The sequence below is a fragment of the Streptoverticillium reticulum genome, assembly GCF_047456005.1.
Classification (GTDB): Bacteria; Actinomycetota; Actinomycetes; order Streptomycetales; family Streptomycetaceae; genus Streptomyces; species Streptomyces reticulum.
On record NZ_CP179755.1, the window covers coordinates 6,258,002 to 6,283,598 of the forward strand.

Sequence of the window (25,597 nt, forward strand, 5' to 3'; positions counted from 1 at the left end):
TGCGCTTCGGCGTGCGTGAAGGGCCCGTGTCCGTGTACCGGACGCGGGCCCTTCACGTTCAGTCCTCGCCCAGATACGCCTTGCGGACCTTCTCGTTGTGGAGGAGTTCCGCCCCCGTGCCGGACAGCACGATCCTGCCGGTCTCCATGACGTGGCCGTGGTCGGCCAGGGACAGCGCCGCCTGGGCGTTCTGCTCGACGAGCAGGATGGTGGTGCCGCCGGCCCTGAGCCGGGCGATGGTCTCCATGATCTTCTGCATCATGATCGGGGAGAGGCCCATCGAGGGCTCGTCGAGCATGAGCAGCCTGGGACGGGACATCAGGGCCCGGCCCATGGCGAGCATCTGCTGCTCTCCGCCGGAGAGGGTGCCGGCGGCCTGGCCGGCGCGTTCCCCGAGGATCGGGAAGAGCTCGTAGACGTGCCGGACGTCCTGGGCGATCCCGTCCTTGTCCTTCCTGAGGAACGCCCCCAGCTGGAGGTTCTCGGCGATGCTGAGGCGGGGGAAGACATGGCGGCCCTCGGGGGAGTGGGCGAGGCCGAGGGCGACGATGTCGTGGGCCGGGACGCCGGCCAGCGGGCGGCCGGCGAAGCGGATGCTGCCGCTCCGGGGGGCGAGCAGTCCGGAGAGGGTGCGCAGGGTCGTCGTCTTGCCCGCGCCGTTGGTGCCGATGAGGGTGACGATCCGGCCTTCTTCGACGGTGAAGCCGATGCCCTTGACGGCTTCGATCTTTCCGTAGGCGACGCGAAGGCCGGTCACCTCCAGGAGGGGTGCGGTCATCGTCCCTGTCCCTCCGATTCGGCCGCGGCCTCCTCCGCCGCCTCCACTTCGGCGACTTCCTCCTGTCCGGGCGCTCCTTCGAACGGCGTGCCCAGATAGGCCGCGACGACGCGCTCGTCCCGCTGCACCGCCTCCGTCGTCCCCTCGACGAGCTTCTCGCCCTGCACGAGGACGGTGACGCGGTCGCAGAGGTTGAAGATGAAGCGCATGTCGTGCTCGATGACGAGGACGGCGGTGCCCCGGTCGCGGATGGCGAAGACGAGTTCCTCGGTGGCGCGGGTCTCCTGGGGGTTCATTCCTGCGGTGGGTTCGTCGAGCAGCAGCAGGCCGGGTTCGCTGGCGAGGGCCCGGGCGATCTCCAGGCGGCGCTGTTCGCCGTAGGGGAGGTTGCGGGCGAGGTGGCCGGACTTGGCGGCGAGACCGGTGAAGGCGAGGAGTTCGGTGGCGCGTTGGGCGGAGGCGGCCTCGGCGCGGTGGAAGGCGGGTCCGCGGACGAGGGCGGAGAGGAGGCCTTCCCTGGTGCGGGTGTGACGGCCGACGAGGACGTTTTCGAGGACGGTCATGTTGGCGAAGAGGCGGATGTTCTGGAAGGTGCGGGCGATGCCGGCCCGGGTGACGAGGTGGGGCTTGGCCGGCAGGGTGCGTCCCCGGTAGGTGACGGTGCCTTCGGTGGGGGTGTAGAGGCCGGTGAGGCAGTTGAAGAGGGTGGTCTTTCCGGCGCCGTTGGGGCCGATGAGCCCGACGATCTGGCCGGGATGGACGGTGAGGCCGACGGAGCGTACGGCGGTGAGTCCGCCGAAACGCATGGTGACGCCGGTGGCGGCGAGCAGCGGGGTGCCGGTCATGGTGGTCATGCCTCCGCCTTGACTGCGGTGTCCTCGTGGAATTCGAGCTGTTGCCGCCGGTTGGGGATGATCCCTTCGGGGCGGAAGCGCATGAGGAGGATGAGGGCGGCTCCGAAGGCCAGGAGTTGGTAGTCCTGGAGGAACTGGAGCTTGGCCGGGATGAGATAGAGCAGGGCCGCGCCGAGGAGGGGGCCGGTGATGGTGCCCATGCCGCCGAGGATGACGGCAGCGAGCAGGAAGGCGGAGTTGGGGGGTACGGGCCCGGCGAAGACGTACTGCTCGGGCACGACGGTGTGCGCCACGTGGGCCTGCACGGTGCCGGCGAGTCCGGCGAGGGTGGCGCCGAGGGCGAAGGCGAGGAGCTTGAGGCGGAAGGCGTTGACGCCCATGGCGCCGGCCGCCGTCTCGTCCTCGCGGATGGCGACCCAGGCGCGTCCGATGCGGGAGTTGCCGGCGCGGCTGAAGACGAGGACGACGATGACGGTGAACAGCAGCATGAGGAGGTAGTAGTTGGCGAAGGGACTGAGGGTGATGCCGCCGATCGAGTGCTTGTCGCCGAAGCTGTAGCCGAAGAGCTCCAGGTCGGGGATGTTGGGGATGCCGTTGGGGCCATTGGTGACCGAGGGGCCGGAGTGGCCGTCGAGGTTGTTGACGGCGAGGCGGAAGATCTCGCCGAACCCGAGGGTGACGATGGCCAGATAGTCGCCGCGCAGGCGGAGCGTGGGGGCGCCGATGACGACGCCGAAGACCAGGGAGGCCGCGGCGCCGGTGAGCACGGCCGCCCAGAACGGGAAGTGGACGTGCAGGGTGGAGGCGGTGGAGCCGGAGACGAGGGCGGCGGTGTAGGCGCCGACGCCGAGGAAGGCGACATAGCCGAGGTCGAGGAGTCCGGCGAGGCCGACGACGACGTTGAGGCCGAGCGCGACGGTGGAGAAGATCAGGATGTTGACGATGATGAGGGTGTATTCGTCGGTGGCCTGGGTGAGGGGGAAGAGGGCGGCGGCGACGAAGGCGGCGGTGACGGTGACGTTGCGGTGCCGCGCAGTGAGGCCGGCGAGCCGTGCGGTGAGGCCGGACCGGTGGAGCGCGGCGGCGCAGAAGCCGGTGAGGAACAGGAATCCGGCGAAGAGCTCGCCGTAGCCGGTGCCGATGCCGTAGGTGAGGACGGCGAGGGACACGCCGAACGCGACGGCGATGAGCAGGATTTCGGCCCAGCCGGGGAGCGGGCGCGCGGGGGGCAGGGGACGGCCGGCGCCGCCGGGGCGCAGGGTGCGCAGGATGCCGCGGACGGCGGCGAAACGGCCCCGGGCATCGTCGGCGGCGGTCGTGCGGCGGTCGAGGGGAAGGGCGAGGGCGCCGGTGAGGGTGAGCAGGGCCGCGGCGCCGGCCACCCAGCCGCCGGGTTCGAGGTTGGCGAGGCCGCCGAGTTGCACGGCGATGGCGATGAGGGTGTACCAGGTCGTGGCGAAGGTGCCGGCCGCGGTGTACGCGGTGGCGCCGTGGCCGCCGGCGGGGTCGATCCAGCGGAGGCCCCTGGTGCCCCAGGCGGCCAGGAGGTGGACGAGAGTGAGCAGGGCGCCGGTGAGGGTGAGGAGTTGGAGGCCGCCGGGGTAGCCGGTGACGGTGAGGTTGCCGGGGAAGGCGTCGGTCCAGGTCCAGGAGAGGAACGTGGAGAGGACGGTGAGCGCGGCGCCGGTGGCGGTGAGGATGCGGGCGGTGATGAGGGGGAGCGGGATGACGGGAGCGGTTTCGGCACTGCCGTGCTGCTGAGGGGTCTGCTGCGAGGTCATGGGTCTCACGCCCGATCCGCGACGCGTTCGCCGAGCAGGCCCTGCGGCCTGACGAGGAGGACGACGATGAGGAGGACGAAGGCCCAGACGTCCTTCCAGCCTCCGCCGCCGAGTTGGCTCATGCCCGGGATGTTCTGGATGTAGGTGATGGCGGCGGCTTCGGCGATGCCGAGGACGACCCCGCCGAGCATGGCGCCGTAGATGTTGCCGATGCCGCCGAGGACGGCGGCGGTGAAGGCCTTGAGGCCGAGGACGAAGCCCATTTCGAAGTTGATCGTTCCGGTGCGCAGCCCCTGTGCGACGGCGGCGACGCCGGCGAAGGCGCCGCCGATGGCGAAGGCCACGGCGATGATGCGGTCGGTGTTGACCCCCATGAGCCGTGCGGTGTCGGGGTCCTGGGCGGTGGCCTGCATGGCGCGCCCGGTGCGGCTCCTGGCGACGAACCAGCCGAGGGCGAGCATGCACAGGGGTGCGGCGATGAGCACGAAGAGGTCGTCGCGCTGGATCCGGAGGCTGCCGGTGAGCTGGAAGGAGTCGCCGAACTGGGGGAAGGGGCGGGGCTTCTTGGCGTTGGGGTAGAAGGCCCAGACGATCTGCTGGAGGGCGATGGACAGGCCGATCGCGGTGATCAGCGGGGCCAGGCGGGGGGCGTCGCGCAGCGGCCGGTAGGCGAAGCGCTCGGCGGCGACGGCGATGGAGACGGAGACGAGGGCACCGCCGAGGAGCATCAGCGGGAGGGCTGCGGCGAGCGGGAGGCCGGGGAGCCAGAGGCGGACGGTGAGGGCGCCGAAGGCCCCCGTCATGACGATCTCGCCGTGGGCGAAGTTGATGAGCTGGACGATGCCGTAGACCATGGTGTACCCGATGGCGACGAGGCCGTAGAGGGCACCGAGGGCGAGTCCGTTGACCAGTGTTTGCGGCAGTTCGTGCACCGCTGGCCTCCGAGGGAAGTGTCGGATGTGGCGCCGCGCGAGGGCGTTGCCGGCGTCCTCGCGCGGTGGAGTGCGGTGGTCCGTGTGCGGTTGTGGGCCGGGCGGTGCCGGCCGGCCGTCAGTCCTGGAAAGTAGCGCTCTTGAGGGCCTTCCAGGCGCCGTTGGTGACCTGATAGACCGTCAGCTGCTTGTTGGTGGTGTCCCCGTACTGGTCGAAGGAGACGTGCCCGGTGACGCCGTCGAAGGACACCTTGGACAGGGCGTCGACGATCTTGCCGCGGGCGTCGGAGGGAACCTTTCCGTCGTTGTCGCCGACGGTCTGCTTGACGGCCTGGACGAGGGCCCAGGCGGCGTCGTAGGCATAGCCGCCGTATGCGGCGTAGGGGTCCTTGTATCCCGCGTCCTTGTAGTTCTTCACGAAGGACTTGGCGGAGTCGAGCTGTTCGACGGGGTAGCCGACCGAGGTGGCCAGGTCGCCGTCCTTGTTCTCGCTGGAGGCGTTGATGAATCCGGGGTCGTAGATGGCGTCGCCGCCCATGAGGGGAATGTGCGCCCCCGCCTTCTTCACCTGGCCGGAGAGCAGGCCGGCCTCGGGGAACTGGCCGCCGAAGTAGACGGAGTCGGCGCCCGAGTTCTTGATCTTCTCGGCGATGCTGGAGAAGTCGGTCTCCTTGACCGTGAGATGGTCGGTTCCGGCGACCTCGCCGCCCTGTTTCCGGAACTCCTCGGCGAAGATGGTGGCGAGCCCTGCGCCGTAGGCCTGTTTGTCGTCGACGACGAAGACCTTTTTCTTGTGGGCCTCCTTGAACAGGTACTGGGCGGCGAAGCGGCCCTGGATGATGTCGGTGGTGCAGGTGCGGAAGTAGGTGGCGAAGGGGCGTTTCTTCTCGCCCTTGGTCCAGCCGTTGCCCTGGCTGAGCGCGGGATTGGTGTTCGCGGGCGAGATCTGGGCGAGGCCGGCTTTCGCGAAGACGCCCTGCATGGACTGGGACACCCCGGAGTTGAGGGGCGCGACGGCGCCCAGGACGGCTCCGTCGGCGACGAGTTTGGCGGCGTTCTGCTGGCCGGTGCCGGGAACGGCCTGGTCGTCGAGGACTTCGGTCTTGAACGTGACGCCCTTGACTTCCTTGTTCTTGTTGGCGGTACGGACGGCGAGATCGACACTGTTCTTGATCCCCAGGCCCACGGGGGAGAGCGATCCGGTCATGGGGCCGTCGACGCCGATGACGACCGTGGTCTGCTTGCCGGCGTCGCCGCCGGTGCCGCTTGTGCTGTCGCGTGACCCGCAGGCGGTCAGAGTGAGGGCGCCGGTGGTGAGTGCGGTGGTGAGGATGAGCAGGGAACGGCGTTGCACGGTGATTCCTTTCCCTCGCGCGGCGGCCTCGTGCCGAGGTGCCGGTTCGCCGGCCGGATGCGGCAAGGAAGGGATGGTGCTGGGGTGTTGACCGCCCGGCGAGGTGTGATGGGCCGTGACTTTAGGGGGTGCCCGGCGGTGGCGGGCAGTGGTGCAGGCCATGCTGTGACTGTCTTGTTATGACGGAGATCACGTTCCGGATATCTGTGCAGAGTGGGGCTCTTGGGAATGACCCGGAGACGCGGAAGAGCAGCCGCCGTATCCGTGGGGATCGGCGGCTGCTCGGGTGGCTGCACTCGTCGAGGCGGTGGCGGAGACGGTGTCCGCGGGGGCCCGGCCGTCATGACGAAACGTTACGGCGCCGTGCCGGGCAGGAGAAGAGGCGCGGGAGAGGGACGTCCGGCTGTCGTCCTCCGTCTGTCAGACGGCCTTGTCGGCCGCCTCGGCGTCGCGTACCACGCAGGTGAGCCGCGCGGAGCAGACTCGCTTGCCCTGCTCGTCGGTGATGGCGATCTCGTAGACGGCGCTGGTGCGCCCGCGGTGGACCGGCGTGGCGACGCCGGTCACCAGGCCGGAGCGCACGCCGCGGTGGTGGGTGCAGTTGAGATCGACGCCGACGGCGAAGCGGGAGGGGCCGCCGTGCAGCATGGCGCCGATCGAGCCGAGGGTCTCGGCGAGCACCGCGGAGGCGCCGCCGTGCAGCAGGCCGTAGGGCTGGGTGTTGCCCTCGACGGGCATGGTGCCGACGACGCGCTCGGGCGACGCCTCGGTGATGCGGACGCTCATGCGCTCACCGAGGTGTCCCGCGGAGAACAGGGTGGGAAGGTCCAGCCCGCTGTCCGCCCACTGGTCCAGGATCTCCTGCGGGAAGTGGGTGGTGCTGTGCTCGCCCATGTGTCGCGGCTCCGATCGTCGTTGGCCGTACGGGTCGTACGGAGGTGAACCGTCCTGTGCCGGACCGTCCTATCAGGTGGCGACGGAGCCCTCTCCGGCCGGGTCGGGCCGTGCTGCGCTCTCCAGCCTGATGACGAGCGACTTGCTGGCGGGGGTGTTGCTGGTGTCGGCGGTGTGGTCGAGGGGGACCAGGACGTTGGTCTCCGGGTAGTAGGCGGCGGCACAGCCGCGCGCGGTGGGGTAGTGGACGACGCGGAATCCGGGGGCGCGGCGCTCGGTGCCGTCCGTCCACTCGCCGACGAGATCGGCGTACGAGCCGTCGGCGAGGCCGAGTTCGCGGGCGTCCTCGGGGTGGACCAGGACGACGCGGCGGCCGTTCTTGATGCCCCGGTAGCGGTCGTCGAGGCCGTAGATGGTGGTGTTGTACTGGTCGTGCGAGCGCAATGTCTGCAGCAGCAGGCGGCCTTCGGGGACGCCGGGGTACTCGACGGGCGCGGCGGTGAAGTTGGCCTTGCCCGTGGCGGTGGGGAAGGTGCGGCTGTCGCGCGGGGCGTGCGGGAGGGTGAAGCCCCCGGGCCGCGCGACGCGGGCGTTGAAGTCCTCGAAGCCGGGGATCACGCGGGCGATGCGGTCGCGGACGGTGCCGTAGTCCTTCTCGAACTCCTCCCACGGGGTGCTGCTCTGCGCGCCGAGGACGCGGCGGGCCAGGCGGCACACGATGGCGGGCTCGGAGAGCAACTGGTCGCTCGCCGGGGCCAGGCGGCCGCGGGAGGCGTGGACCATGCCCATGGAGTCCTCGACCGTGACGAACTGCTCGCCGCCCGCCTGACGGTCGCGCTCGGTGCGGCCGAGGGTGGGCAGGATCAGCGCGCGGGCGCCGGTGACCACGTGGGAGCGGTTGAGCTTGGTGGAGACGTGGACGGTGAGCCGGGCGCGGCGGACCGCGGCCTCGGTGACGTCGGTGTCGGGAGTGGCGGAGACGAAGTTGCCGCCCATGGCGAAGAAGACCTTGGCCTCTCCGTCGCGCAGGGCGCGGATGGCACGGACGACGTCGAGGCCGTGGTGCCGGGGCGGGGCGAAGCCGAACTCCTTCTCCAGGGCGTCGAGGAAGGCGGGGGCGGGGCGCTCGAAGATGCCCATGGTGCGGTCGCCCTGGACGTTGCTGTGCCCGCGGACGGGGCAGACGCCGGCGCCGGGGCGGCCGATGTTGCCGCGCAGGAGGAGGAAGTTGACGACCTCCCTGATGGTGGGCACCGCGTGCTTGTGCTGGGTGAGGCCCATGGCCCAGCAGACGACGGTGCGGCGGGAGGCGAGGACCATGCGCAGGGCGCTCTCGATCTCCTCGCGGCGCAGGCCGGTGGCGCGCAGGGTCTCGTCCCAGTCGGCTGCGCGGGCGGCGTCGGCGAACTCCTCGAAGCCGTGGGTGTGCTCGCGGACGAAGGCCTCGTCGACGGCGCCCTCGGTCTCCAGGACCAGGCGGTTGAGGAGGCGGAAGAGGGCCTGGTCGCCGCCGAGGCGGATCTGCAGGAAGAGGTCGGTGAGCGGAGTGCCGCCGCCGGCCAGGCCCTTGGCGTTCTGCGGGTTCTTGAACCGCTCCAGGCCGGCCTCGGGCAGCGGGTTGACCGTGATGATCCTCGCCCCGCCGGCCTTGGCCTTCTCCAGGGCGCTGAGCATGCGGGGGTGGTTGGTGCCGGGGTTCTGCCCGGCGACGATGATCAGGTCGGCCTTGTAGAGGTCTTCGAGCAGGACGCTGCCCTTGCCGATGCCGATGGTCTCCGTCAGGGCCGATCCGGAGGACTCGTGGCACATGTTGGAGCAGTCCGGCAGGTTGTTGGTGCCGAACTCGCGGGCGAACAGCTGGTAGAGGAAGGCGGCCTCGTTGCTCGTGCGGCCCGAGGTGTAGAAGACGGCCTCGTCGGGGCCGTCCAGCGCGGCCAGTTCCTCGCCGACGATGTCGAACGCCCGCTCCCAGGTGACCGGCTCGTAGTGCTCGGCGCCGTCCGCGAGGTACATGGGGTGGGTCAGCCGGCCCTGCTGGCCGAGCCAGTAGCCGCTGCGCTGCGCGAGGGAGGCGACGGAGTGCTCGGCGAAGAAGGCCGGGGCGACCCGGCGCAGCGTGGCCTCCTCGGCGACGGCCTTGGCGCCGTTCTCGCAGAACTCGGCGGCGTGGCGCTTGTCGGGCTCGGGCCAGGCGCAGCCGGGGCAGTCGAAGCCGTCCTTCTGGTTGACCTTGAGGAGCGTGAGCGCGGTGCGGCGGACGCCCATCTGCCGGTGGGCGTGGCGCAGGGAGTAGGCGATGGCGGGCAGCCCGGCGGCGGCGTGCTGCGGGGCGGCGACGTCGGGTGCGTCCTGTACGGGATCGCCTGTGGGCGGCTTGCCTGCCATCTCGCTCCCCTTGAGCGGTCGGTGGTGCGCGGTGTCGTACGGTGCCGATCCTGTCACGGGGCACCGACAGCGGGGGAGCCGAGGCCGGGTGGCCGTGATTGTCGGTGGGGCGTGGCAGGATCGGGGACGTGGCAGCAAAGGCATCGACATCCGGGACCGCAATGAGTGAACCGACCGGCAGCGAGGCGGCGGAGGGAGGCCGTCCGCGCCTGCTCCTGATGGACGGGCATTCCATGGCGTATCGGGCATTCTTCGCGCTGCCCGCGGAGAACTTCACCACCTCCGACGGCCAGACGACGAACGCGGTGTACGGCTTCGCCTCGATGCTGGCCAACACCCTGCGTGACGAGGCGCCCACGCACTTCGCGGTGGCCTTCGACGTCTCGCGCAAGACGTGGCGCTCGGAGGAGTTCCCCGAGTACAAGGCGACGCGCTCCAAGACGCCCGACGAGTTCAAGGGCCAGGTCGCGCTCATCGGCGAGATGCTGGATGCGATGGGTGTCCAGCGCTTCGCCGTCGACGGCTTCGAGGCCGACGACGTGATCGCCACGCTGGCCACCCAGGCCGAGGCCGAGGGCTTCGAGGTCGCGATCGTCACCGGCGACCGCGACTCCTTCCAGCTCGTCACGGACGCCGTCACGGTGCTCTACCCGACCAAGGGCGTCTCGGAGCTGACGCGCTTCACCCCGGAAAAGGTCCAGGAGAAGTACGGCCTGTCGCCGCAGCAGTACCCGGACTTCGCCGCGCTGCGCGGCGACCCCTCGGACAACCTCCCCGGCATCCCCGGCGTCGGCGAGAAGACGGCCGCGAAGTGGATCAACCAGTTCGGTTCGTTCGCCGAGTTGGTCGAGCGCGTCGAGGAGGTCAAGGGCAAGGCCGGGCAGAATCTCCGCGACCACCTGGACGCGGTCAAGCTCAACCGCCGCCTCACCGAGATGGTGCGCGACGTGGAGCTGCCCGCCGGCCCCGAGGGCCTGGCCCGCGCCGCGTACGACCGGCAGGCGCTGGTGGCACTCCTGGAGAAGCTGGAGATCCGCAACCAGGGCCTGCGCGACCGGCTGCTCGCCGTCGACCCGGGCGCCGAGGACGCCGAGGAGCCCGCCCCGGCCGCCGGCGCCGAGGTGGACGGCACGGTGCTGGGCACGGGCGGGCTGGCCCCCTGGCTCGCGGAGCACGGCGCGGCCGCCCTGGGCGTGGCCGTCGTCGACAGCTGGTCGCAGGGCAGCGGCCGGGTCGCCGAGATCGCCCTGGCGACGGCGGAGGGCCCGGCGGCCTGGTTCGACCCGGCCGAGCTGGACGAGGCCGACGAGCAGGCGTTCGCCGCCTGGAGCGCGGACGCCGCCCGCCCCAAGGTGCTGCACGACGCCAAGGCCGCCATGCGCGTCTTCGCCGACCACGGCTGGCGCGTCGAGGGCGTCACCATGGACACGGCCCTCGCCGCCTACCTGGTCAAGCCCGGCCGCCGCTCCTTCGCGCTCGACGTCCTCTCCGTGGAGTACCTGGGCCGTGAGCTGGCCACCGCCGCCGCGGGCGACGGGCAGCTGGCCTTCGGCGCCGACGAACAGGCCGAGGCCGACGCCCTGATGGGCCGCGCCCGCACCGTCCTGGACCTCGGCGAGGCGTTCGCCGCCCGCCTGAAGGACGTGGGCGCCGCCGGACTGCTGACCGACGTCGAGCTGCCCACCAGTGCCATGCTGGCCGACCTGGAGCGGGCCGGCATCGCCGCCGACCGCGGCTGGCTGGAACGCATGGAGCAGCAGTTCGCCGCCGCCGTGCAGCAGGCCGTGCAGGAGGCGCACGCCGCCGCGGGCCGCGAGTTCAACCTGGGCTCGCCCAAGCAGCTGCAGGAGGTGCTCTTCGGCGAGCTGGGCCTGCCCAGGACGAAGAAGACCAAGACCGGTTACACCACCGACGCCGACGCCCTGGCCTGGCTCGCCTCCCAGACGGAGAACGAGCTGCCGGTCATCATGCTGCGCCACCGCGAGCAGTCCAAGCTGCGCTCCACGGTCGAGGGCCTGATCAAGGCCATCGCCCCCGACGGCCGCATCCACACCACCTTCAACCAGACGGTGGCGGCCACCGGCCGGCTGTCGTCCACCGACCCCAATCTGCAGAACATCCCGGTGCGCACGGACGAGGGCCGTGCCATCCGCCGCGGCTTCGTCGTCGGCGAGGGCTACGAGTCCCTGATGACCGCCGACTACAGCCAGATCGAGCTGCGCGTGATGGCCCACCTCTCCGAGGACGAGGGCCTGATCGAGGCCTTCGCCTCCGGCGAGGACCTGCACACCACCGTCGCCTCCCAGGTCTTCGGCGTCGCCAAGTCCGAGGTCGACCCGGAGATGCGCCGCAAGATCAAGGCCATGTCCTACGGCCTGGCCTACGGGCTGTCGGCCTTCGGCCTGTCCCAGCAGCTGAACATCGCGCCGGACGAGGCGCGCAGGCTGATGGACACCTTCTTCGAGCGCTTCGGCGGCGTCCGCGACTACCTGCAGCGCGTCGTCGAGGAGGCCCGGGCCACCGGCTACACCGAGACCATCCTCGGCCGCCGCCGCTACCTGCCCGACCTCAACAGCGACAACCGCCAGCGCCGCGAGATGGCCGAGCGCATGGCGCTCAACGCGCCGATCCAGGGCACCGCCGCCGACATCGTCAAGATCGCCATGCTGCGCGTGGGCGAGGCGATCACGGCGGAGGGCCTCTCCTCGCGGATGCTGCTCCAGGTGCACGACGAAATCGTGCTGGAGATCGCCCCCGGCGAGCGGGAGCAGGTCGAGGAGCTGGTCCGGCGCGAGATGGCCGGGGCCGTGGAGCTGCGCGCCCCGCTGGACGTCTCCGTCGGCGTCGGCGCCGACTGGGAGTCCGCGGCGCACTGACGACCGTCGCCCCTGCCCGCCCCCGCCCGTCCGGTGCCGGGGCGGGCAGGGGCGCGCTGTCTCTCCTGTTCCCTTCTCCGCCGCGTGTTGCTAGCGTGCCCCCTCCCATTTTTCTGACACTCCGTCAATTCACCGCCGGAGCAAGGGAGACCGAGCCATGCGTGCACTGCTCGCCGCGGTCGTCGGACTGGCCGCCGCCCTCGCCCTCGTCGCCACGGTCACCGCCATCGGCCCGCCCCGCGGCCACACCTCCCCCCGGCCCCTGCTGACCTCGCCGCCCGCGCATCCGTAGGCCGGGGGGAGCGCGCCGTGCGCCGCCGAGCGAGCCTGGTCTTCCTCGCCCTCGCCGTGTTCTGCACCGCCCTGTCGCCGCTGCTGCGCTGGTACGCCTTCCCCCGGCTGGCGAAGGTCCCCGCCGGGCGCTACCAGTCGGTCGTGATGGAGGCCAAGGACGCCACCCTCGTCGACTACGGCACCCTGCAGCCCCGGCGGGTGTCCAAGGTCACCATGATCGAGACCCTGAAGGGCAACACCGAACTGGCCGCCAGGGTCAGGGCCGAGACCGGGCGGGACGCCGTCGTCTGGGACACCCTCACCTATGTCGCCGGACCCGACGGCGCCATGGTCTCCCGCATCCCCGAGCGCTACGTCTTCGACGCCCACACCCAGCAGCCCCTGCACGCGGGCGGCGAGAGCGTCGACGGCACGCCCGTGCGCCGCGACGGCATCGAGTACAAGTGGCCCTTCCTGGTCCGCAAGCACGACTACCGCTACTTCGACATGCAGACCCGCACCTCCGCCCCCATCCACTACCGGGGCACCCGCACCTTCCACGGTCTGGACGTCTACTACTTCGAGCAGACGATCCCCTGGACCCGGGTCCCCCTTCCCAGGACGCTGCCGCTGGGCGTCACCCCCGACACCGTCCGGCAGCTGGGCCTGGAGCGCTGGTACACCACCACCCGCATGTTCTGGGTCGACCCCGTCACCGGAGCCCCGGTCGACGGCGAGGAGGACCACCGCGAGGAGCTGCGCTGGACCGGGCACCCGGAGAAACAGCCGATCACCGCCTTCGCCGGACACGTGGCGATGCGGCCGGACTACGTCGACTCCACCGTCGCCCTCGTGACGTCGCAGCGGCAGCTCGTCCTGCTGCTCACGAGCTACCTCCCGTGGGGCCTGCCGGTCCTCGGCGCCGCGCTGCTTGCCCTCGCCCTGGTGCTGGAGATCCGTGGCCGGGACCGGCGTGCAATTCCGGGCGACCTGTCACACGATGGAGGGAAACCCGCACGGCCGGCCCCGGAGGGCCGCTGAGCAGAGGAGGCTCGCCGTGAAGGAGACACCCGAGGACAAGAGCGCCGCGTCCGGGCCGAGCCGGCTGTACACCGGCGGCGAGCGCCCGTTCGACCCGGAGGACCTGGTCATGGCGTCGGGCCATGACGTGACCCCGGAGCGGGTCGAACTGGCCAGGCGGCACATCGAGGAAAAGGGCGCGGCAGCACTGGAGCGGTACCTGCCGTAAGGCTTTGCGCCCCGTCAGGGGCGCGGGGCTGTTCACATATGCGGCTCCGCCGCGTGGGCGCGACCAGCCACCGACGGCCTGCAGCCGAGGTACTACCCAGGGGTCCGGGGCGGAGCCTTCTGGGGGCACCTCCCAGCGGTAGCTGGGGGACTCGACTGCGGGCGCGTCGTGGTTGATCGCGCAGTTTCCCGCGCCCCTGACGGGTGCGTCAGCCTCGCCGCGGGTTGACCCGCCGCGTCGCCACCGCGGCGGCCGGATCCTCCGGCCACGGGTGCCGCGGATACCGCCCCCGCAGCTCGGCCCGCACCGCCCGGTACCCCTCCCGCCAGAAGGACTCCAGGTCGGCCGTCACGGCGGCCGGCCGCCCGGCCGGCGACAGCAGGTGCACCAGCACCGGCACCCGTCCGCCCGCCACCCGCGGGGTCTCCCGCAGCCCGAACAGCTCCTGCAGCTTGACGGCCAGCACGGGCTGCCCGTCCCCGTACTCCACACGGATCCGCGACCCGCTCGGGACCTCGATCCGCTCGGGGGCCAGCTCGTCCAAGCGCGCGGCGTCCCCGGACGCCCACGGCAGCAGCCGCTCCAGCGCCCTGCCCGCGTCCAGCCGCTCCAGGTCGGCCCGCCTGCGGGCCTGCCCGAGCTCCCAGCCGAGCCAGTCCTCCGCCCCGTCCAGCAGCGCCGCGTCCGACACGTCCGGCCACGGCCCGCCCAGCTCCCGGTGCAGGAACGCCATCCGCCGCCGCAGCCCGGCGGCCTCCGCCGGCCAGCGCAGCAGCCCGAGCCCCTCGCGCCGCAGCCCCTCCAGCAGCGCGGCCCGCACCAGGTCCGGATCCGGGGCGGCCAGGGTGCCGGAACCCAGCTCCACCGCGCCCAGCCGCTCCACGCGCCGGGCCACCACGTCGCGCCGCTCCTCGGACCAGTGCACCTCCTCGCCCTGCACCAGCAGGGCCCCGGCGGCCGCGCGGGCGGTGTCCTCGTCGATCACCGCACCGAGCCGCACCCGCGCCGACGCGGCCGCCACGGGGCGGTCCGCCACGGCCACGGCCACCCACGGCGCACCGCGCAGCTGTGTGCCGTCCCCGACCTCGGCCCGCGTCCCCGAGGCCATCAGGTACGAGCCCTCGCCCCGCGCCCGCGCCACCCGTTCGGGGAACGCGAGGGCGGCGACGAGCCCGGCCGCGGCGTCGTCCGTGAGGTGGTGGGAGCCGTCGCCGCCGTGCCCCTCGCCCTGCAGCGCGTTCTCCAGCCTGCGCGCCTCCTTGCGCCACCGCGCCCCGTACGCGTCGTTGCCGCGCCGGGCGGCGCGCCAGGCCGCCGCCAGGTCGTCCCCGTACTCGCGCGGCGGCTCCTCGCTCAGCAGGGCCACGACCCCGGCCGCCCGGCGCGCGCCGACCTCATGCGCGCCGTCCAGCAGGGCGCGCGCCAGGCGCGGATGCACGCCCAGGCGCGCCATCGCCCGGCCGCGCTCCGTCGGACGCCCCGACGCATCCACGGCACCGGTCGCTTCCAGCACCGCCCGGGCCGCCGCCAGGGCACCCGCGGGCGGTGGGTCCAGCAGGGCCAGCCCGGACGCCTCCGGATCGCCCCAGCAGGCGGCCTGCAGGGCGAACGCCGCCAGGTCCGCGACGGCGATCTCCGGCGCCGGGAACCGCGCCCGCCCGCCGTCCTCCGCCTCGGCCCAGCAGCGCAGGACGAGCCCCGGGGCCTCGCGGCCCGCCCGGCCCGTCCGCTGGGTCGCGGCCGCCTCGGAGACCCGCACGGTCGTCAGCGAACCGAGACCCCGGGCATGATCCATGCGCGGCTCGCGCGCCAGGCCCGAGTCCACGACGATGCGCACCCCGGGCACCGTCAGGCTGGACTCCGCCACGGACGTCGCGAGGATCACCCGCCGCCGCTCGCCGGGACCGCGCAGCACCGCGTCCTGCACGGTGGCCGGGGCCCGCCCGTGGAGCTGGAGCACCTCCGCGTCCACGCCCGCGAGCAGCCCGGCCACCCGGCCGATCTCGCCCACGCCGGGCAGGAAGCACAGCACGTCCCCGTCCCGCAGGGTCAGCGCGCGCCGCACCGTGGCCGCCACGTGGGCCAGGTGCGCCGGGTCCACCCGGGTGCCGTGCGGCGGGCGGATGCCCGCAGGCGGCGCGGCGAAGAGGACGCGGACCATGTGCCCGCCGCCTCCGCCGTGGACCACCGGCGCCGGGCCCGAACCGTCCAGCACGGTCAGCAGCTGCGACCACGCCGCGGTGTCCGAGGTCGCGGAGGCCGCGACGATCCGCAGGTCCGGCCGCAGGGTGGCCCGGACGTCCACGAGGAAGGCCATCGCGGTGTCGGCGTCCAGGTGCCGCTCGTGGCACTCGTCCATCAGCACCACGTCGACGCCGGTGAGCTCCGGGTCCCGCTGGATCCGCTGCAGGAGGACGCCCGTGGTCACCACCTCGACCCGGGTGCCGGGGCCGACGCGCCGCTCGCCGCGCACGGTGAAGCCGACCGGGCCGCCCGGCTCCTCGCCGAGCAGCCACGCCATGCGCCGGGCCGCGGCCCGCGCGGCCATCCGCCGGGGTTCGGCGACGAGCACGCGGCGCGGTGCGCCGCCGCCACACCCCGGGACGAGCCCGGCCAGGGCGAGCGGCACCAGGGTCGTCTTGCCCGTGCCGGGCGGCGCGCTGAGCACTGCCACGCCCCGCTCGTCCAGCGCCTCCCCGAGGGCGGGGAGCGCGGCGTGGACGGGCAGCTGCTGCAGCGATTCGGTGCGGATCACGGCCCCAGTCTCGCCCAGGCCCGGCGAAGCCCGGTGCCGTACCACCACCCGCGGAGCGCTCAGTCCCGCTCGCACACGAAGACCGCCGTGCCCGGGATCAGGTGCCCGCGCAGCGGGGACCAGCCGCCCCACTCCTGCCGGTTCCAGTCGGGCCACTCCGGCTCGACCAGGTCGAGCAGCCGGAAGCCGCCCGCCACCACGTCGCGCACCCGGTCGCCGATCGTGCGGTGGTGCTCCACGTAGACGGCCCGGCCCGTCTCGTCCTGTTCCACGTACGGCGTGCGGTCGAAGTAGGAGGCGGCGACGGACAGGCCCTCGGGGCCCGGCTCGTCGGGGAACGCCCAGCGGACGGGGTGGGTGACCGAGAAGACCCAGCGCCCGCCGGGCCGCAGCACCCGGTGCACCTCGCGCATCACGAGCACCGGGTCGGCGACGAAGGGAATGGCCCCGTAGGCCGAGCACGCCAGGTCGAAGGAGCCGTCGGCGAAGGGCAGGGCGCCCGCGTCCGCCTCCACCAGCGGGAAGTCCGCGCCGATCCGCAGCGCGTGCTGCAGCTGCCGGTGGGAGAGGTCCAGGGCGACGGGGTGCGCCCCCTGGGCGGCCAGCCAGCGCGAGCACTGGGCCGCGCCGGCGCCGATCTCCAGGACGCGCAGCCCCGCGAGCCCGGCCGCCGGGCCGAGCAGCCCGGCCTCGGCCTCGTCGAGGCCCTCGGGGCCCCACACGAAGCGGTCGTCGCCCAGGAAGCCGCCGTGCTCCTGCTGGTACTCGTCGGCGTTGCGGTCCCACCAGCCGCGGCTGGCCCGGCTGCTCTCGGTGACGCCGCTGTCCCGCCGGGTGGCCTCCGGTTCCGGACCGGACTCGAATTCTTGGATCATGGCGTAATCTTCGCTCGCATCCGGGCCCGGAACGGCCCGCGGGTGTGTGCCTCCGGGGCCCCCGTGGCCTCGCACAACCCGAGTTGTGCCGGATATGTGGCGATTCGTACCGGGTGTGCGCCTTCGCGCATTGACCGTCTCCCGCTGCCCCCGTATGCTACAAGTTGCGCTGCGGGCCTGCGCGCCTCAGACGGAGCAGGCCGCGCTCGCACTTGTTGTATGTCCCCTCGGTTGTAGAGGCGCTTCCGCCGGCCCCCGGGCTCACGGAAAGTGCGCTTCCAAGGCTGTCCGGCTTCGGCGGTGCGATACGGGCTCTCGGCGTAGCAGTACCTACGACTTCAATGTCCGTACCGGAGCCCTTTCCCACATGACGAGCAGCACCGAGACCACCGCCACCACCCCGCAGGTTGCGGTCAACGACATCGGTAACGAGGAAGCCTTCCTCGCCGCGATCGACGAGACGATCAAGTACTTCAACGACGGCGACATCGTCGACGGCGTCATCGTGAAGGTCGACCGGGACGAGGTCCTGCTCGACATCGGTTACAAGACCGAGGGTGTCATCCCCTCCCGCGAGCTCTCGATCAAGCACGACGTCGACCCGAACGAGGTCGTCAAGGTCGGCGACGAGATCGAGGCCCTGGTTCTCCAGAAGGAGGACAAGGAAGGCCGCCTGATCCTCTCGAAGAAGCGCGCCCAGTACGAGCGCGCCTGGGGCACCATCGAGAAGATCAAGGAAGAGGACGGGATCGTCACCGGTACCGTCATCGAGGTCGTCAAGGGTGGTCTCATCCTCGACATCGGCCTCCGTGGCTTCCTCCCGGCCTCCCTGGTCGAGATGCGCCGCGTCCGCGACCTCCAGCCCTACGTGGGCAAGGAGCTCGAGGCCAAGATCATCGAGCTGGACAAGAACCGCAACAACGTGGTCCTGTCCCGCCGTGCCTGGCTGGAGCAGACCCAGAGCGAGGTCCGCCAGACCTTCCTCACCACCCTCCAGAAGGGTCAGGTGCGCTCCGGCGTCGTCTCCTCCATCGTCAACTTCGGTGCCTTCGTGGACCTGGGCGGCGTCGACGGTCTCGTCCACGTCTCCGAGCTGTCCTGGAAGCACATCGACCACCCGTCCGAGGTCGTCGAGGTCGGCCAGGAGGTCACGGTCGAGGTCCTGGACGTCGACATGGACCGCGAGCGCGTCTCCCTGTCGCTCAAGGCGACCCAGGAAGACCCGTGGCAGCAGTTCGCCCGGACCCACCAGATCGGTCAGGTCGTCCCGGGTAAGGTCACCAAGCTCGTTCCGTTCGGTGCGTTCGTCCGCGTCGACGAGGGCATCGAGGGCCTGGTCCACATCTCCGAGCTGGCCGAGCGCCACGTGGAGATCCCGGAGCAGGTCGTCCAGGTCAACGACGAGATCTTCGTCAAGGTCATCGACATCGACCTCGAGCGCCGTCGCATCAGCCTCTCGCTGAAGCAGGCCAACGAGTCCTTCGGTGCCGACCCGTCCGTGGTCGAGTTCGACCCGACCCTGTACGGCATGGCCGCGTCCTACGACGACCAGGGCAACTACATCTACCCCGAGGGCTTCGACCCCGAGGCCAACGACTGGCTGCCGGGCTACGAGAAGCAGCGCGAGGAGTGGGAGCGCCAGTACGCCGAGGCGCAGGCCCGCTTCGAGCAGCACCAGCAGCAGGTCATCAAGTCCCGCGAGGCGGACGCCGAGGCTGCCGCCGCCGGCGACCAGGCCGCTGCGCAGGCCCCGGTCTCGGGTGGCTCGTACTCCTCGGAGTCGGCCGACAACTCCGGCGCCCTGGCGTCGGACGAGGCTCTCGCCGCCCTGCGCGAGAAGCTCGCCGGCGGCCAGTGAGCCGTGGTCCTTCGGGACCGCAGCTGCTGACAGCTGACTGAAGAAGGGCCCGTTCCCCCTCAAGGGGAGCGGGCCTTGTCTTTTGTTCTCCCCTCCCGAGGGAATGGCCGCGCCTGCCAAGGGCGTTCCCCTGTACGGAACATGAGGAGGAGCGGTCACCGTGTTGGATCCGCAGGGTTTGTACGAATGGGAGCCCAAGGGGCTCGCCGTGGCCGACCTGGCTCTCGCCCAGGACACGGCCGGTCTGGTCATGCTCTACCACTTCGACGGCTACATCGACGCCGGCGAAACCGGTGCGCAGATCGTCGAGCGGCTCCTGGACGGGCTGCCGCACCAGGTGGTCGCCCGCTTCGACCACGACCGGCTCGTCGACTACCGCGCCCGCCGGCCCCTGCTGACCTTCCGGCGCGACCACTGGAGCGGCTACGAGCCCCCGGCGATCGAGCTGCACCTGGTGCAGGACGCCACCGGCGCCCCCTTCCTGCTGCTCGCCGGCCCCGAGCCGGACGTGGAGTGGGAGCTCTTCGCGGCGGCCGTACGGCAGTTGGTGGAGCGGCTCGGGGTGCGGCTGTCGGTCAACTTCCACGGCATCCCCATGGGCGTCCCCCACACCCGCCCCGTCGGCATCACCCCGCACGGCAACCGCGTCGACCTCATGCCCGGTCACCGCCGCTACTTCGACGAGGCCCAGGTGCCCGGCAGCGCCGAGGCGCTCGTCGAGTTCCGGCTGGCCGAGGCGGGCCACGACGTCCTGGGCGTCGCCGCCCACGTCCCGCACTACCTGGCCCGGTCCGCCTACCCCGACGCCGCGCTGATCGCCCTGGAGGCGGTCACCGCCGCCACCGGGCTGGTCCTGCCGGACGCCGCGCACGGCCTGCGGGCCGCGGCGCTGCGCACGCAGGAGCAGATCGAGCGCCAGATCGCCGAGGGCGACGAGGAACTCGTCGCGCTCGTACGGGGACTGGAGCACCAGTACGACGCGGTGGCCGGCGCCGAGACCCGTGGCAACCTGGTCGCCGAGCCCGTCGACCTGCCCTCGGCCGACGAACTGGGCGCAGAATTCGAGCGGTTCCTCGCCGACCGGGAGGGCGACGGCGGGCGCTGACCGCCCGGCGGATAGCGTGGGGCCCATGCTGACAGTGGGCCTCACAGGCGGAATCGGCGCGGGCAAGAGCGAGGTGTCGCGGCTGCTCGCCTCCTACGGAGCGGTGCTCGTCGACGCCGACCGGATCGCGCGCGAAGTGGTCGAACCCGGCACCCCCGGACTGGCCGCGGTCGTCGCGGAGTTCGGGCCGGAGATCCTCACTCCGGACGGCAGCCTGGACCGGCCGCGGCTCGGCGCGATCGTCTTCGCCGACGAGAAGCGCCTGGCCGCCCTCAACGCCATCGTGCACCCCCTGGTCCGGGCCCGCTCCGCCGAACTGGAGGCGGCCGCGGGCCCCGACGCGGTCGTCGTCAACGACGTGCCCCTGCTGGCCGAGAACGGGCTGGCCCCGCTGTACGACCTGGTCGTCGTCGTGGACGCGGCGGACGCGACCCGGCTCGACCGGCTCGTCCGGCTGCGTGGCATGACCGCCGACGAGGCCCGTGCCCGGATGGCCGCTCAGGCGACCCGCGAGGAGCGGCTGGCCGTGGCCGACCTCGTCATCGACAACGACGGCCCGCTCGCCGCCCTGGAACCCCGGGTGCGCGAGGTGTGGGCGGAACTGTGCCGCCGGGCCGCACATGGCGCGCGGGAGGGCGGGCAGGAATAGGACGTCGCCCGGCGACGTTCCGAGGCGGTGTCGCACGCACGTGCTGTACCGAGGAAAGGAACGCGGACGTGTCCGAGCAGGCGCCCGAGACCCACGTGATCGACTTCCGGGCGGCGGAGCAGCTGCTGGCCGTGAAGGACCCGAGGGGTGCGATCAAGCTCCTCGACTCGGTCATCACCGCCCACCCGGAGAACACCGCGGCCCGGCTGCTGCGGGCCCGCGCGTTCTTCGACGCGGCCCAACTCCGGCCCGCCGAGCTCGAGTTCCAGCTCGTCATCGAGCGCGAGCCCGACAACGCGTTCGCCCACTTCGCCCTGGGCCGCACGCTCCAGCGGGCCGCCCGGCACGCCGAGGCCCTCCGGCACTTCCGCCTCGCGGCGGCTCTCGACCCGCGGCCGGACTTCGTGGAGGCGGCGCGCTTCGGGGAGAAGTGAGGCCCGCGGCGGTTCATCCTTCCGGGTGAGGCGTCATCGGGCATGTCCCGGCTAGGGGCCGCGGCGGCGTTCGTCGACGGGCTCGTACGGCGGTATGTCCCGCCCCGGCTGATAGTGCGGGCCCTGCCGGATATGCCGGATGATCATGGTGAGGTCCACCAGGGTCACCAGCATCAGCAGCCCACAGGCCACGGCCCAGCCGGGGCGCCCCGCGAGGGCGAAGGCGGCGGTGCCGGCCGCGGTGACGAGCGTTCCCCAGGCGGCGAGTCCGCACCTGAGGCGCAGGGGACTGCGGGCGGTCATGGGTTCGTTGCCCGTACGCATCATGGCGCACCATCTCCTGCTGCCAGGATCCCTCTGCGGGGCGGTCCGGGACAGGGCTCAGAACAACGGTTCCGGAAGGATCCCCTCCAGGGCCAGCAGCGCCCGCTTGGTCTCCGTCCCGCCGCCGAAGCCGCCCAGCCCGCCGCCGGCCTCGACGACGCGGTGGCACGGCACGACGACCGGGAGCGGGTTGCTGCCCATGGCCATGCCCACGGCCCGGGCGGCGCCGGGTTCGCCGAGGCGGTCGGCGAGGTCCTGGTAGGCGACGACGGTGCCGTAGGGGACACCGGAGTGCAGCTCGCGCAGGGCACGGCGGTTGAAGCCCGAGGTCAGGGACCAGTCCAGGGGGAGGGAGAAGCGCTGCAGCCGGCCCGCGAAGTACGCCTCCAGCTGGGCGGAGGCCTCGGCGAGGAGGGCGTCCGGGGCCCCTGGGGCGGAGCCCAGCCGGCCGGCCAGGCGCTCGACGGCGCGCGCCGAGACCTGCGCGTCGGCGCCGAAGACGACGCCGACCAGGCCTTCCCGCGTCGCGGCGAGGCCGAGCGGGCCTATGGGCGTGCCGAGTGTGGTCCAGGACCAGGGCCGTTCGGGTGCATCCGTCACGGGGCCCAGCGTAGGGCGTGGCGCCCCGTAAGGGGCGCGGGGAACTGCGCGACCAGCCACGACGCTCCCGCAGTCGAGGTTCTCCCCCAGCTACCGCTGGGAGGTACCCCCAGGGGCTTCGCCCCGGACCCCTGGGGGCGTCGGCTGCAGGCCGGCGGGGGCTGGTCGCGCGGTTCCCCGCGCCCCTTACGGGGCGAAGGCCCGCCCGGTCACAGGGCGGCCGGCTCGGGCGGGATGCCCGCGAAGGGGTCCTCGCCGGACTCCTCGGCGAGCGCGGCCTCGATGACGTGCGGCGCGTTGCTGATGATGGCGTCCACGCCCAGGCGGCCGAGCCGGACGGCCCGCGCGGGGTCGTCGACGGTCCACGCGGCGATCTCCAGGCGGCGCCCGTGGGGACCGTTCAGCGCGTGCACGGCGCGCACCCAGTCGGCGGTGACGTTCCCGTGGTCGGGGTTGATCTGGTCGGCGAAGGCGGCGTACGAGCGCAGGTCGGCGGCCTTCGGGGCGCCCAGGAAACCCTTCTTGAGGTCCGGGCGCAGGCGGTGGAGCGTGCGCAGCGACGTCGCGTTGAAGCTCTGCACGACCAGCCTGTCCTTGACGTGCCGCCGGTCCAGCCAGCCGGCCCGCCGCAGCTCGTCCACCGTCTGCTGCTCGACACCGGGGTAGAGCTCGGGCGCCTTCATCTCCAGCAGCAGGTGCTGGTGGTTGTGGTCGATGCGGCGCAGGTAGCCGCTCAGGGTGGGCACCCGCTCGCCGGCGAAGCGGCGGTCGTACCAGCTGCCCGCGTCAAGCGTCTCGATCTCGGCGAGCGTGAAGTCGCCGACCTTCCAGGGGGCGCGCCCCGGAAAGCGCTGCCGGGCGTCCGTGGTGCGCTCCAGGGTGGTGTCGTGCAGGACGACCAGCTGTCCGTCCCGGGTGCGCTGGACGTCGTTCTCGACCCACCGGATACCCAGGCTCGCCGCCCTGTCGATCGAGGCCAGCGTGTTCTCCGGCGCCTGGGCCGGCACCCCGCGGTGGCCGATGGCGACCGGGAGCTCCTGGCGCCCGAGGGCGTGCGCGGGGGGCGTGCCGAGCGCGGGCAGGGCGAGGGACAGGCCGAGCAGGGCGCCGGTCACGGAGGGGACGGGGCGGATGCGCATCGGGGGCTCCTCGCGGGCGGTCGCGGCGTCCGGGCCGGGGGCCCGGCGGTGTCCGGTCCTGTGTACGAGAGTCGTGACGACCTGAGTACCGAGGGTCGGCGGCGGGATCGGTGGGGGATCGGTGGAGGGATCGGTGGAGGGATCGGTGGAGGGAGGACACGGGACACGCCTCCGCACACATCACACGTACGCGATGCGGGCCGGTCCGGCACGCCGGGGCGCCCTGCCCGGGGGTCCCTCAGGCGGTCCTGCGCCCGGGAACCCCGGGGCGGGAACCGGGCGGGCGGCCCACTGTCGGTGGTGGGCCGTACGGTGGTCTCATGCGGCCCGTTTCCAAGATCGAACGCAAGGTGGCGCCCTTCGAGGTCGTCAGCCCCTTCCAGCCCAGCGGTGACCAGCCGGCGGCCATCGCGGAGCTGGAGCGGCGCATCCGCGCAGGCGAGAAGGACGTCGTCCTGCTCGGCGCGACCGGCACCGGCAAGTCGGCCACCACGGCATGGATGATCGAGAAGCTCCAGCGGCCCACGCTCGTCATGGCGCCGAACAAGACCCTCGCCGCCCAGCTCGCCAACGAGTTCCGCGAGCTCCTGCCCAACAACGCCGTCGAGTACTTCGTCTCGTACTACGACTACTACCAGCCCGAGGCCTACGTCCCGCAGTCGGACACCTACATCGAGAAGGACTCCTCGATCAACGAGGAGGTCGAGCGCCTGCGCCACTCCGCCACGAACTCGCTGCTCACCCGGCGCGACGTGGTCGTGGTCGCCTCGGTGTCCTGCATCTACGGCCTGGGCACGCCGCAGGAGTACGTGGACCGCATGGTGCCCCTTAAGGTCGGCGAGGAGATCGACCGCGACCAGCTGCTGCGCCGCTTCGTCGAGATCCAGTACACGCGCAACGACCTGGCCTTCACCCGCGGCACGTTCCGGGTGCGCGGCGACACCATCGAGATCTTCCCGGTCTACGAGGAACTGGCCGTCCGCATCGAGATGTTCGGCGACGAGATCGAGGCCCTCTCCACGCTCCACCCGCTCACCGGCGAGGTCATCTCCGAGGACCAGGAGCTCTACGTCTTCCCCGCCAGCCACTACGTCGCGGGCCCGGAGCGGATGGAGAAGGCGGTCAAGGGCATCGAGGCCGAGCTGGAGGCGCGGCTGGCCACCCTGGAGAAGCAGGGCAAGCTGCTGGAGGCGCAGCGGCTGCGCATGCGCACCACCTACGACATCGAGATGATGCGCCAGGTCGGCTCCTGCTCCGGCATCGAGAACTACTCGCTGCACATGGACGACCGCGAGCCCGGCTCCCCGCCCAACACCCTGCTGGACTTCTTCCCCGACGACTTCCTGCTCGTCATCGACGAGTCGCACGTCACCGTCCCGCAGATCGGCGCCATGTACGAGGGCGACGCCTCCCGCAAGCGCACCCTCGTCGAGCACGGCTTCCGGCTGCCGTCGGCCATGGACAACAGGCCGCTGAAGTGGGAGGAGTTCACCGAGCGCATCGGGCAGACGGTCTACCTCTCGGCGACCCCTGGGAAGTACGAACTCTCCCGTGGCGACGGCTTCGTGGAGCAGATCATCCGGCCCACCGGCCTGGTCGACCCGGAGGTCGTGGTCAAGCCGACCGAGGGGCAGATCGACGACCTGGTGCACGAGATCCGCAAGCGCGCCGAGAAGGACGAGCGCGTCCTGGTCACCACGCTGACCAAGAAGATGGCCGAGGACCTCACGGACTACTTCCTGGAACTGGGCATCCAGGTGCGCTATCTGCACAGCGACGTCGACACGCTGCGCCGCATCGAGCTGCTGCGCGAGCTGCGGGCGGGCGAGTACGACGTGCTGGTCGGCATCAACCTGCTGCGCGAGGGCCTCGACCTGCCCGAGGTGTCGCTCGTCGCCATCCTCGACGCAGACAAGGAGGGCTTCCTGCGCTCCGGCACGTCGCTGATCCAGACCATCGGGCGCGCAGCGCGCAACGTCTCCGGCCAGGTCCACATGTACGCGGACAAGGTCACCCCGGCGATGGAGAAGGCCATCGAGGAGACCAACCGCCGCCGGGCGAAGCAGATCGCCTACAACAAGGAGCGGGGGATCGACCCCCAGCCGCTGCGCAAGAAGATCGGTGACATCGTCGCCACGCTCGCCCGCGAGGAGATGGACACCGAGGAGCTGCTGGGCACGGGTTACCGCCAGGGCGCCGACAAGGGCAAGAAGGGCAAGGCCCCCACGCCCGCGAAGGCCAGGGGCAAGGCCAAGGCGGCGGCCGTTCCGACGGACCGTCCTGCCGCCGAACTCGCCCAGCAGATCGAGGAGATGACCGACCGCATGCGGGCCGCGGCCGCGGAGCTGCAGTTCGAGGTGGCGGCCAGGCTGCGCGACGAGGTGAGCGAACTGAAGAAGGAGCTGCGGCAGATGAAGGAGGCGGGCCTCGCCTGACGGCCGGCCCGGCCGGGTGCCCCGCCTCCCCGGCGGGGCTGCGGCCC

21 protein-coding genes are annotated in these 25,597 nt (G+C 72.1%); 9 read left to right on the forward strand and 12 right to left on the reverse strand.

The window, feature by feature from the left end; genetic code table 11:
• Positions 1 to 58: 58 nt before the first annotated feature.
• The 7 genes from ACMATS_RS28830 to ACMATS_RS28860 form a co-directional block, all read right to left on the reverse strand.
• Positions 59 to 778 carry an ABC transporter ATP-binding protein gene (locus ACMATS_RS28830; protein WP_390777525.1) on the reverse strand — a complete coding sequence of 240 codons (720 nt, stop codon included), beginning with the start codon at positions 776 to 778 and terminating at the stop codon, positions 59 to 61.
• Positions 775 to 1,632 carry an ABC transporter ATP-binding protein gene (locus tag ACMATS_RS28835; RefSeq protein ID WP_390777524.1) on the reverse strand — a complete coding sequence of 286 codons (858 nt, stop codon included), beginning with the start codon at positions 1,630 to 1,632 and terminating at the stop codon, positions 775 to 777. Before ACMATS_RS28835 ends, ACMATS_RS28830 begins: the two co-directional genes overlap by 4 nt.
• Positions 1,629 to 3,413, reverse strand: coding sequence for a branched-chain amino acid ABC transporter permease (locus ACMATS_RS28840; RefSeq protein ID WP_391155564.1), 1,785 nt, complete (start codon positions 3,411 to 3,413; stop codon positions 1,629 to 1,631). The genes ACMATS_RS28835 and ACMATS_RS28840 overlap by 4 nt, the downstream gene beginning before the upstream one ends.
• Before the next feature lie 5 nt (positions 3,414 to 3,418).
• Complete coding sequence (locus ACMATS_RS28845) at positions 3,419 to 4,345, reverse strand: branched-chain amino acid ABC transporter permease (RefSeq protein WP_390777523.1); 927 nt, start codon at positions 4,343 to 4,345, stop codon at positions 3,419 to 3,421.
• 118 nt (positions 4,346 to 4,463) lie between these two features.
• Entirely contained in the window at positions 4,464 to 5,699 is a 1,236-nt protein-coding gene (locus ACMATS_RS28850) for a branched-chain amino acid ABC transporter substrate-binding protein (RefSeq protein ID WP_414169555.1), read from the reverse strand.
• Between the two features lie 420 nt (positions 5,700 to 6,119).
• On the reverse strand, positions 6,120 to 6,593 hold the full coding sequence (locus ACMATS_RS28855; RefSeq protein ID WP_390777521.1) for a PaaI family thioesterase: 474 nt from the start codon (positions 6,591 to 6,593) through the stop codon (positions 6,120 to 6,122).
• A gap of 72 nt (positions 6,594 to 6,665) precedes the next feature.
• Positions 6,666 to 8,978: an FdhF/YdeP family oxidoreductase gene (locus ACMATS_RS28860; RefSeq protein ID WP_414169556.1), complete on the reverse strand. Its 2,313-nt coding sequence runs from the start codon at positions 8,976 to 8,978 to the stop codon at positions 6,666 to 6,668.
• A gap of 161 nt (positions 8,979 to 9,139) precedes the next feature.
• Between ACMATS_RS28860 and polA the strand changes: the two genes are divergently transcribed.
• The 4 genes from polA (at position 9,140) to ACMATS_RS28880 (ending at position 13,376) form a co-directional block, all read left to right on the forward strand.
• On the forward strand, positions 9,140 to 11,854 hold the full coding sequence (polA, locus tag ACMATS_RS28865) for a DNA polymerase I (RefSeq protein ID WP_390777519.1): 2,715 nt from the start codon (positions 9,140 to 9,142) through the stop codon (positions 11,852 to 11,854).
• A gap of 157 nt (positions 11,855 to 12,011) precedes the next feature.
• Entirely contained in the window at positions 12,012 to 12,146 is a 135-nt protein-coding gene (locus ACMATS_RS28870) for an SPW_0924 family protein (protein WP_390777518.1), read from the forward strand.
• Positions 12,147 to 12,163: 17 nt separating this feature from the next.
• The gene (locus ACMATS_RS28875) at positions 12,164 to 13,168 is read left to right on the forward strand and encodes a DUF3068 domain-containing protein (RefSeq protein WP_414169557.1); all 1,005 of its coding nucleotides are present in this window, start codon (positions 12,164 to 12,166) and stop codon (positions 13,166 to 13,168) included.
• Between the two features lie 16 nt (positions 13,169 to 13,184).
• Complete coding sequence (locus ACMATS_RS28880) at positions 13,185 to 13,376, forward strand: hypothetical protein (RefSeq protein WP_390777516.1); 192 nt, start codon at positions 13,185 to 13,187, stop codon at positions 13,374 to 13,376.
• A gap of 208 nt (positions 13,377 to 13,584) precedes the next feature.
• On the opposite strand, the gene hrpB is transcribed toward ACMATS_RS28880, so the two are convergent.
• Together hrpB and ACMATS_RS28890 are read right to left on the reverse strand one after the other, a co-directional pair.
• Entirely contained in the window at positions 13,585 to 16,131 is a 2,547-nt protein-coding gene (gene hrpB / locus ACMATS_RS28885) for an ATP-dependent helicase HrpB (protein ID WP_414169558.1), read from the reverse strand.
• A 59-nt stretch (positions 16,132 to 16,190) separates the two neighbouring features.
• Positions 16,191 to 17,006 carry a class I SAM-dependent methyltransferase gene (locus ACMATS_RS28890; protein ID WP_390777514.1) on the reverse strand — a complete coding sequence of 272 codons (816 nt, stop codon included), beginning with the start codon at positions 17,004 to 17,006 and terminating at the stop codon, positions 16,191 to 16,193.
• A 367-nt stretch (positions 17,007 to 17,373) separates the two neighbouring features.
• On the opposite strand from ACMATS_RS28890, the gene rpsA reads away from it, so the two are divergent.
• The 4 genes from rpsA to ACMATS_RS28910 all read left to right on the forward strand — a co-directional run bounded on the left by rpsA (position 17,374) and on the right by ACMATS_RS28910 (position 21,052).
• Positions 17,374 to 18,864 carry a 30S ribosomal protein S1 gene (gene rpsA / locus ACMATS_RS28895; protein WP_171080203.1) on the forward strand — a complete coding sequence of 497 codons (1,491 nt, stop codon included), beginning with the start codon at positions 17,374 to 17,376 and terminating at the stop codon, positions 18,862 to 18,864.
• 160 nt (positions 18,865 to 19,024) lie between these two features.
• Positions 19,025 to 19,969, forward strand: a complete 945-nt coding sequence (locus tag ACMATS_RS28900; protein WP_414169559.1) for a PAC2 family protein — start codon at positions 19,025 to 19,027, stop codon at positions 19,967 to 19,969.
• A 25-nt stretch (positions 19,970 to 19,994) separates the two neighbouring features.
• Positions 19,995 to 20,618, forward strand: a complete 624-nt coding sequence (coaE, locus tag ACMATS_RS28905) for a dephospho-CoA kinase (protein ID WP_390777512.1) — start codon at positions 19,995 to 19,997, stop codon at positions 20,616 to 20,618.
• Between the two features lie 68 nt (positions 20,619 to 20,686).
• Positions 20,687 to 21,052, forward strand: a complete 366-nt coding sequence (locus tag ACMATS_RS28910; RefSeq protein WP_336412458.1) for a tetratricopeptide repeat protein — start codon at positions 20,687 to 20,689, stop codon at positions 21,050 to 21,052.
• Between the two features lie 51 nt (positions 21,053 to 21,103).
• Here the strand turns inward: ACMATS_RS28910 and ACMATS_RS28915 are convergent, their stop codons facing one another.
• The 3 genes from ACMATS_RS28915 to ACMATS_RS28925 form a co-directional block, all read right to left on the reverse strand.
• Complete coding sequence (locus ACMATS_RS28915; protein WP_390777949.1) at positions 21,104 to 21,376, reverse strand: DUF6343 family protein; 273 nt, start codon at positions 21,374 to 21,376, stop codon at positions 21,104 to 21,106.
• A gap of 57 nt (positions 21,377 to 21,433) precedes the next feature.
• Positions 21,434 to 21,976 carry a methylated-DNA--[protein]-cysteine S-methyltransferase gene (locus ACMATS_RS28920; RefSeq protein WP_391155413.1) on the reverse strand — a complete coding sequence of 181 codons (543 nt, stop codon included), beginning with the start codon at positions 21,974 to 21,976 and terminating at the stop codon, positions 21,434 to 21,436.
• A 209-nt stretch (positions 21,977 to 22,185) separates the two neighbouring features.
• Positions 22,186 to 23,115, reverse strand: coding sequence for a glycerophosphodiester phosphodiesterase (locus ACMATS_RS28925; protein ID WP_414169560.1), 930 nt, complete (start codon positions 23,113 to 23,115; stop codon positions 22,186 to 22,188).
• Positions 23,116 to 23,435: 320 nt separating this feature from the next.
• Here ACMATS_RS28925 and uvrB point away from each other — a divergent pair, with 320 nt between their 5' ends.
• Complete coding sequence (uvrB, locus tag ACMATS_RS28930) at positions 23,436 to 25,550, forward strand: excinuclease ABC subunit UvrB (protein ID WP_390777509.1); 2,115 nt, start codon at positions 23,436 to 23,438, stop codon at positions 25,548 to 25,550.
• Positions 25,551 to 25,597 lie beyond the last annotated feature (47 nt).

Bases quoted from the DNA above. Each gene is read 5' to 3' on its own strand.
- ACMATS_RS28830 (WP_390777525.1), bottom strand. From the start codon at position 778: ATGACCGCACCCCTCCTGGAGGTGACCGGCCTTCGCGTCGCCTACGGA.
- ACMATS_RS28835 (WP_390777524.1), bottom strand. From the start codon at position 1,632: ATGACCACCATGACCGGCACCCCGCTGCTCGCCGCCACCGGCGTCACC.
- ACMATS_RS28840 (WP_391155564.1), bottom strand. From the start codon at position 3,413: ATGACCTCGCAGCAGACCCCTCAGCAGCACGGCAGTGCCGAAACCGCT.
- ACMATS_RS28855 (WP_390777521.1), bottom strand. From the start codon at position 6,593: ATGGGCGAGCACAGCACCACCCACTTCCCGCAGGAGATCCTGGACCAG.
- ACMATS_RS28860 (WP_414169556.1), bottom strand. From the start codon at position 8,978: ATGGCAGGCAAGCCGCCCACAGGCGATCCCGTACAGGACGCACCCGAC.
- polA (WP_390777519.1), top strand. From the start codon at position 9,140: ATGAGTGAACCGACCGGCAGCGAGGCGGCGGAGGGAGGCCGTCCGCGC.
- ACMATS_RS28870 (WP_390777518.1), top strand. From the start codon at position 12,012: ATGCGTGCACTGCTCGCCGCGGTCGTCGGACTGGCCGCCGCCCTCGCC.
- ACMATS_RS28890 (WP_390777514.1), bottom strand. From the start codon at position 17,006: ATGATCCAAGAATTCGAGTCCGGTCCGGAACCGGAGGCCACCCGGCGG.
- rpsA (WP_171080203.1), top strand. From the start codon at position 17,374: ATGACGAGCAGCACCGAGACCACCGCCACCACCCCGCAGGTTGCGGTC.
- coaE (WP_390777512.1), top strand. From the start codon at position 19,995: ATGCTGACAGTGGGCCTCACAGGCGGAATCGGCGCGGGCAAGAGCGAG.
- ACMATS_RS28915 (WP_390777949.1), bottom strand. From the start codon at position 21,376: ATGCGTACGGGCAACGAACCCATGACCGCCCGCAGTCCCCTGCGCCTC.
- ACMATS_RS28925 (WP_414169560.1), bottom strand. From the start codon at position 23,115: ATGCGCATCCGCCCCGTCCCCTCCGTGACCGGCGCCCTGCTCGGCCTG.
- uvrB (WP_390777509.1), top strand. From the start codon at position 23,436: ATGCGGCCCGTTTCCAAGATCGAACGCAAGGTGGCGCCCTTCGAGGTC.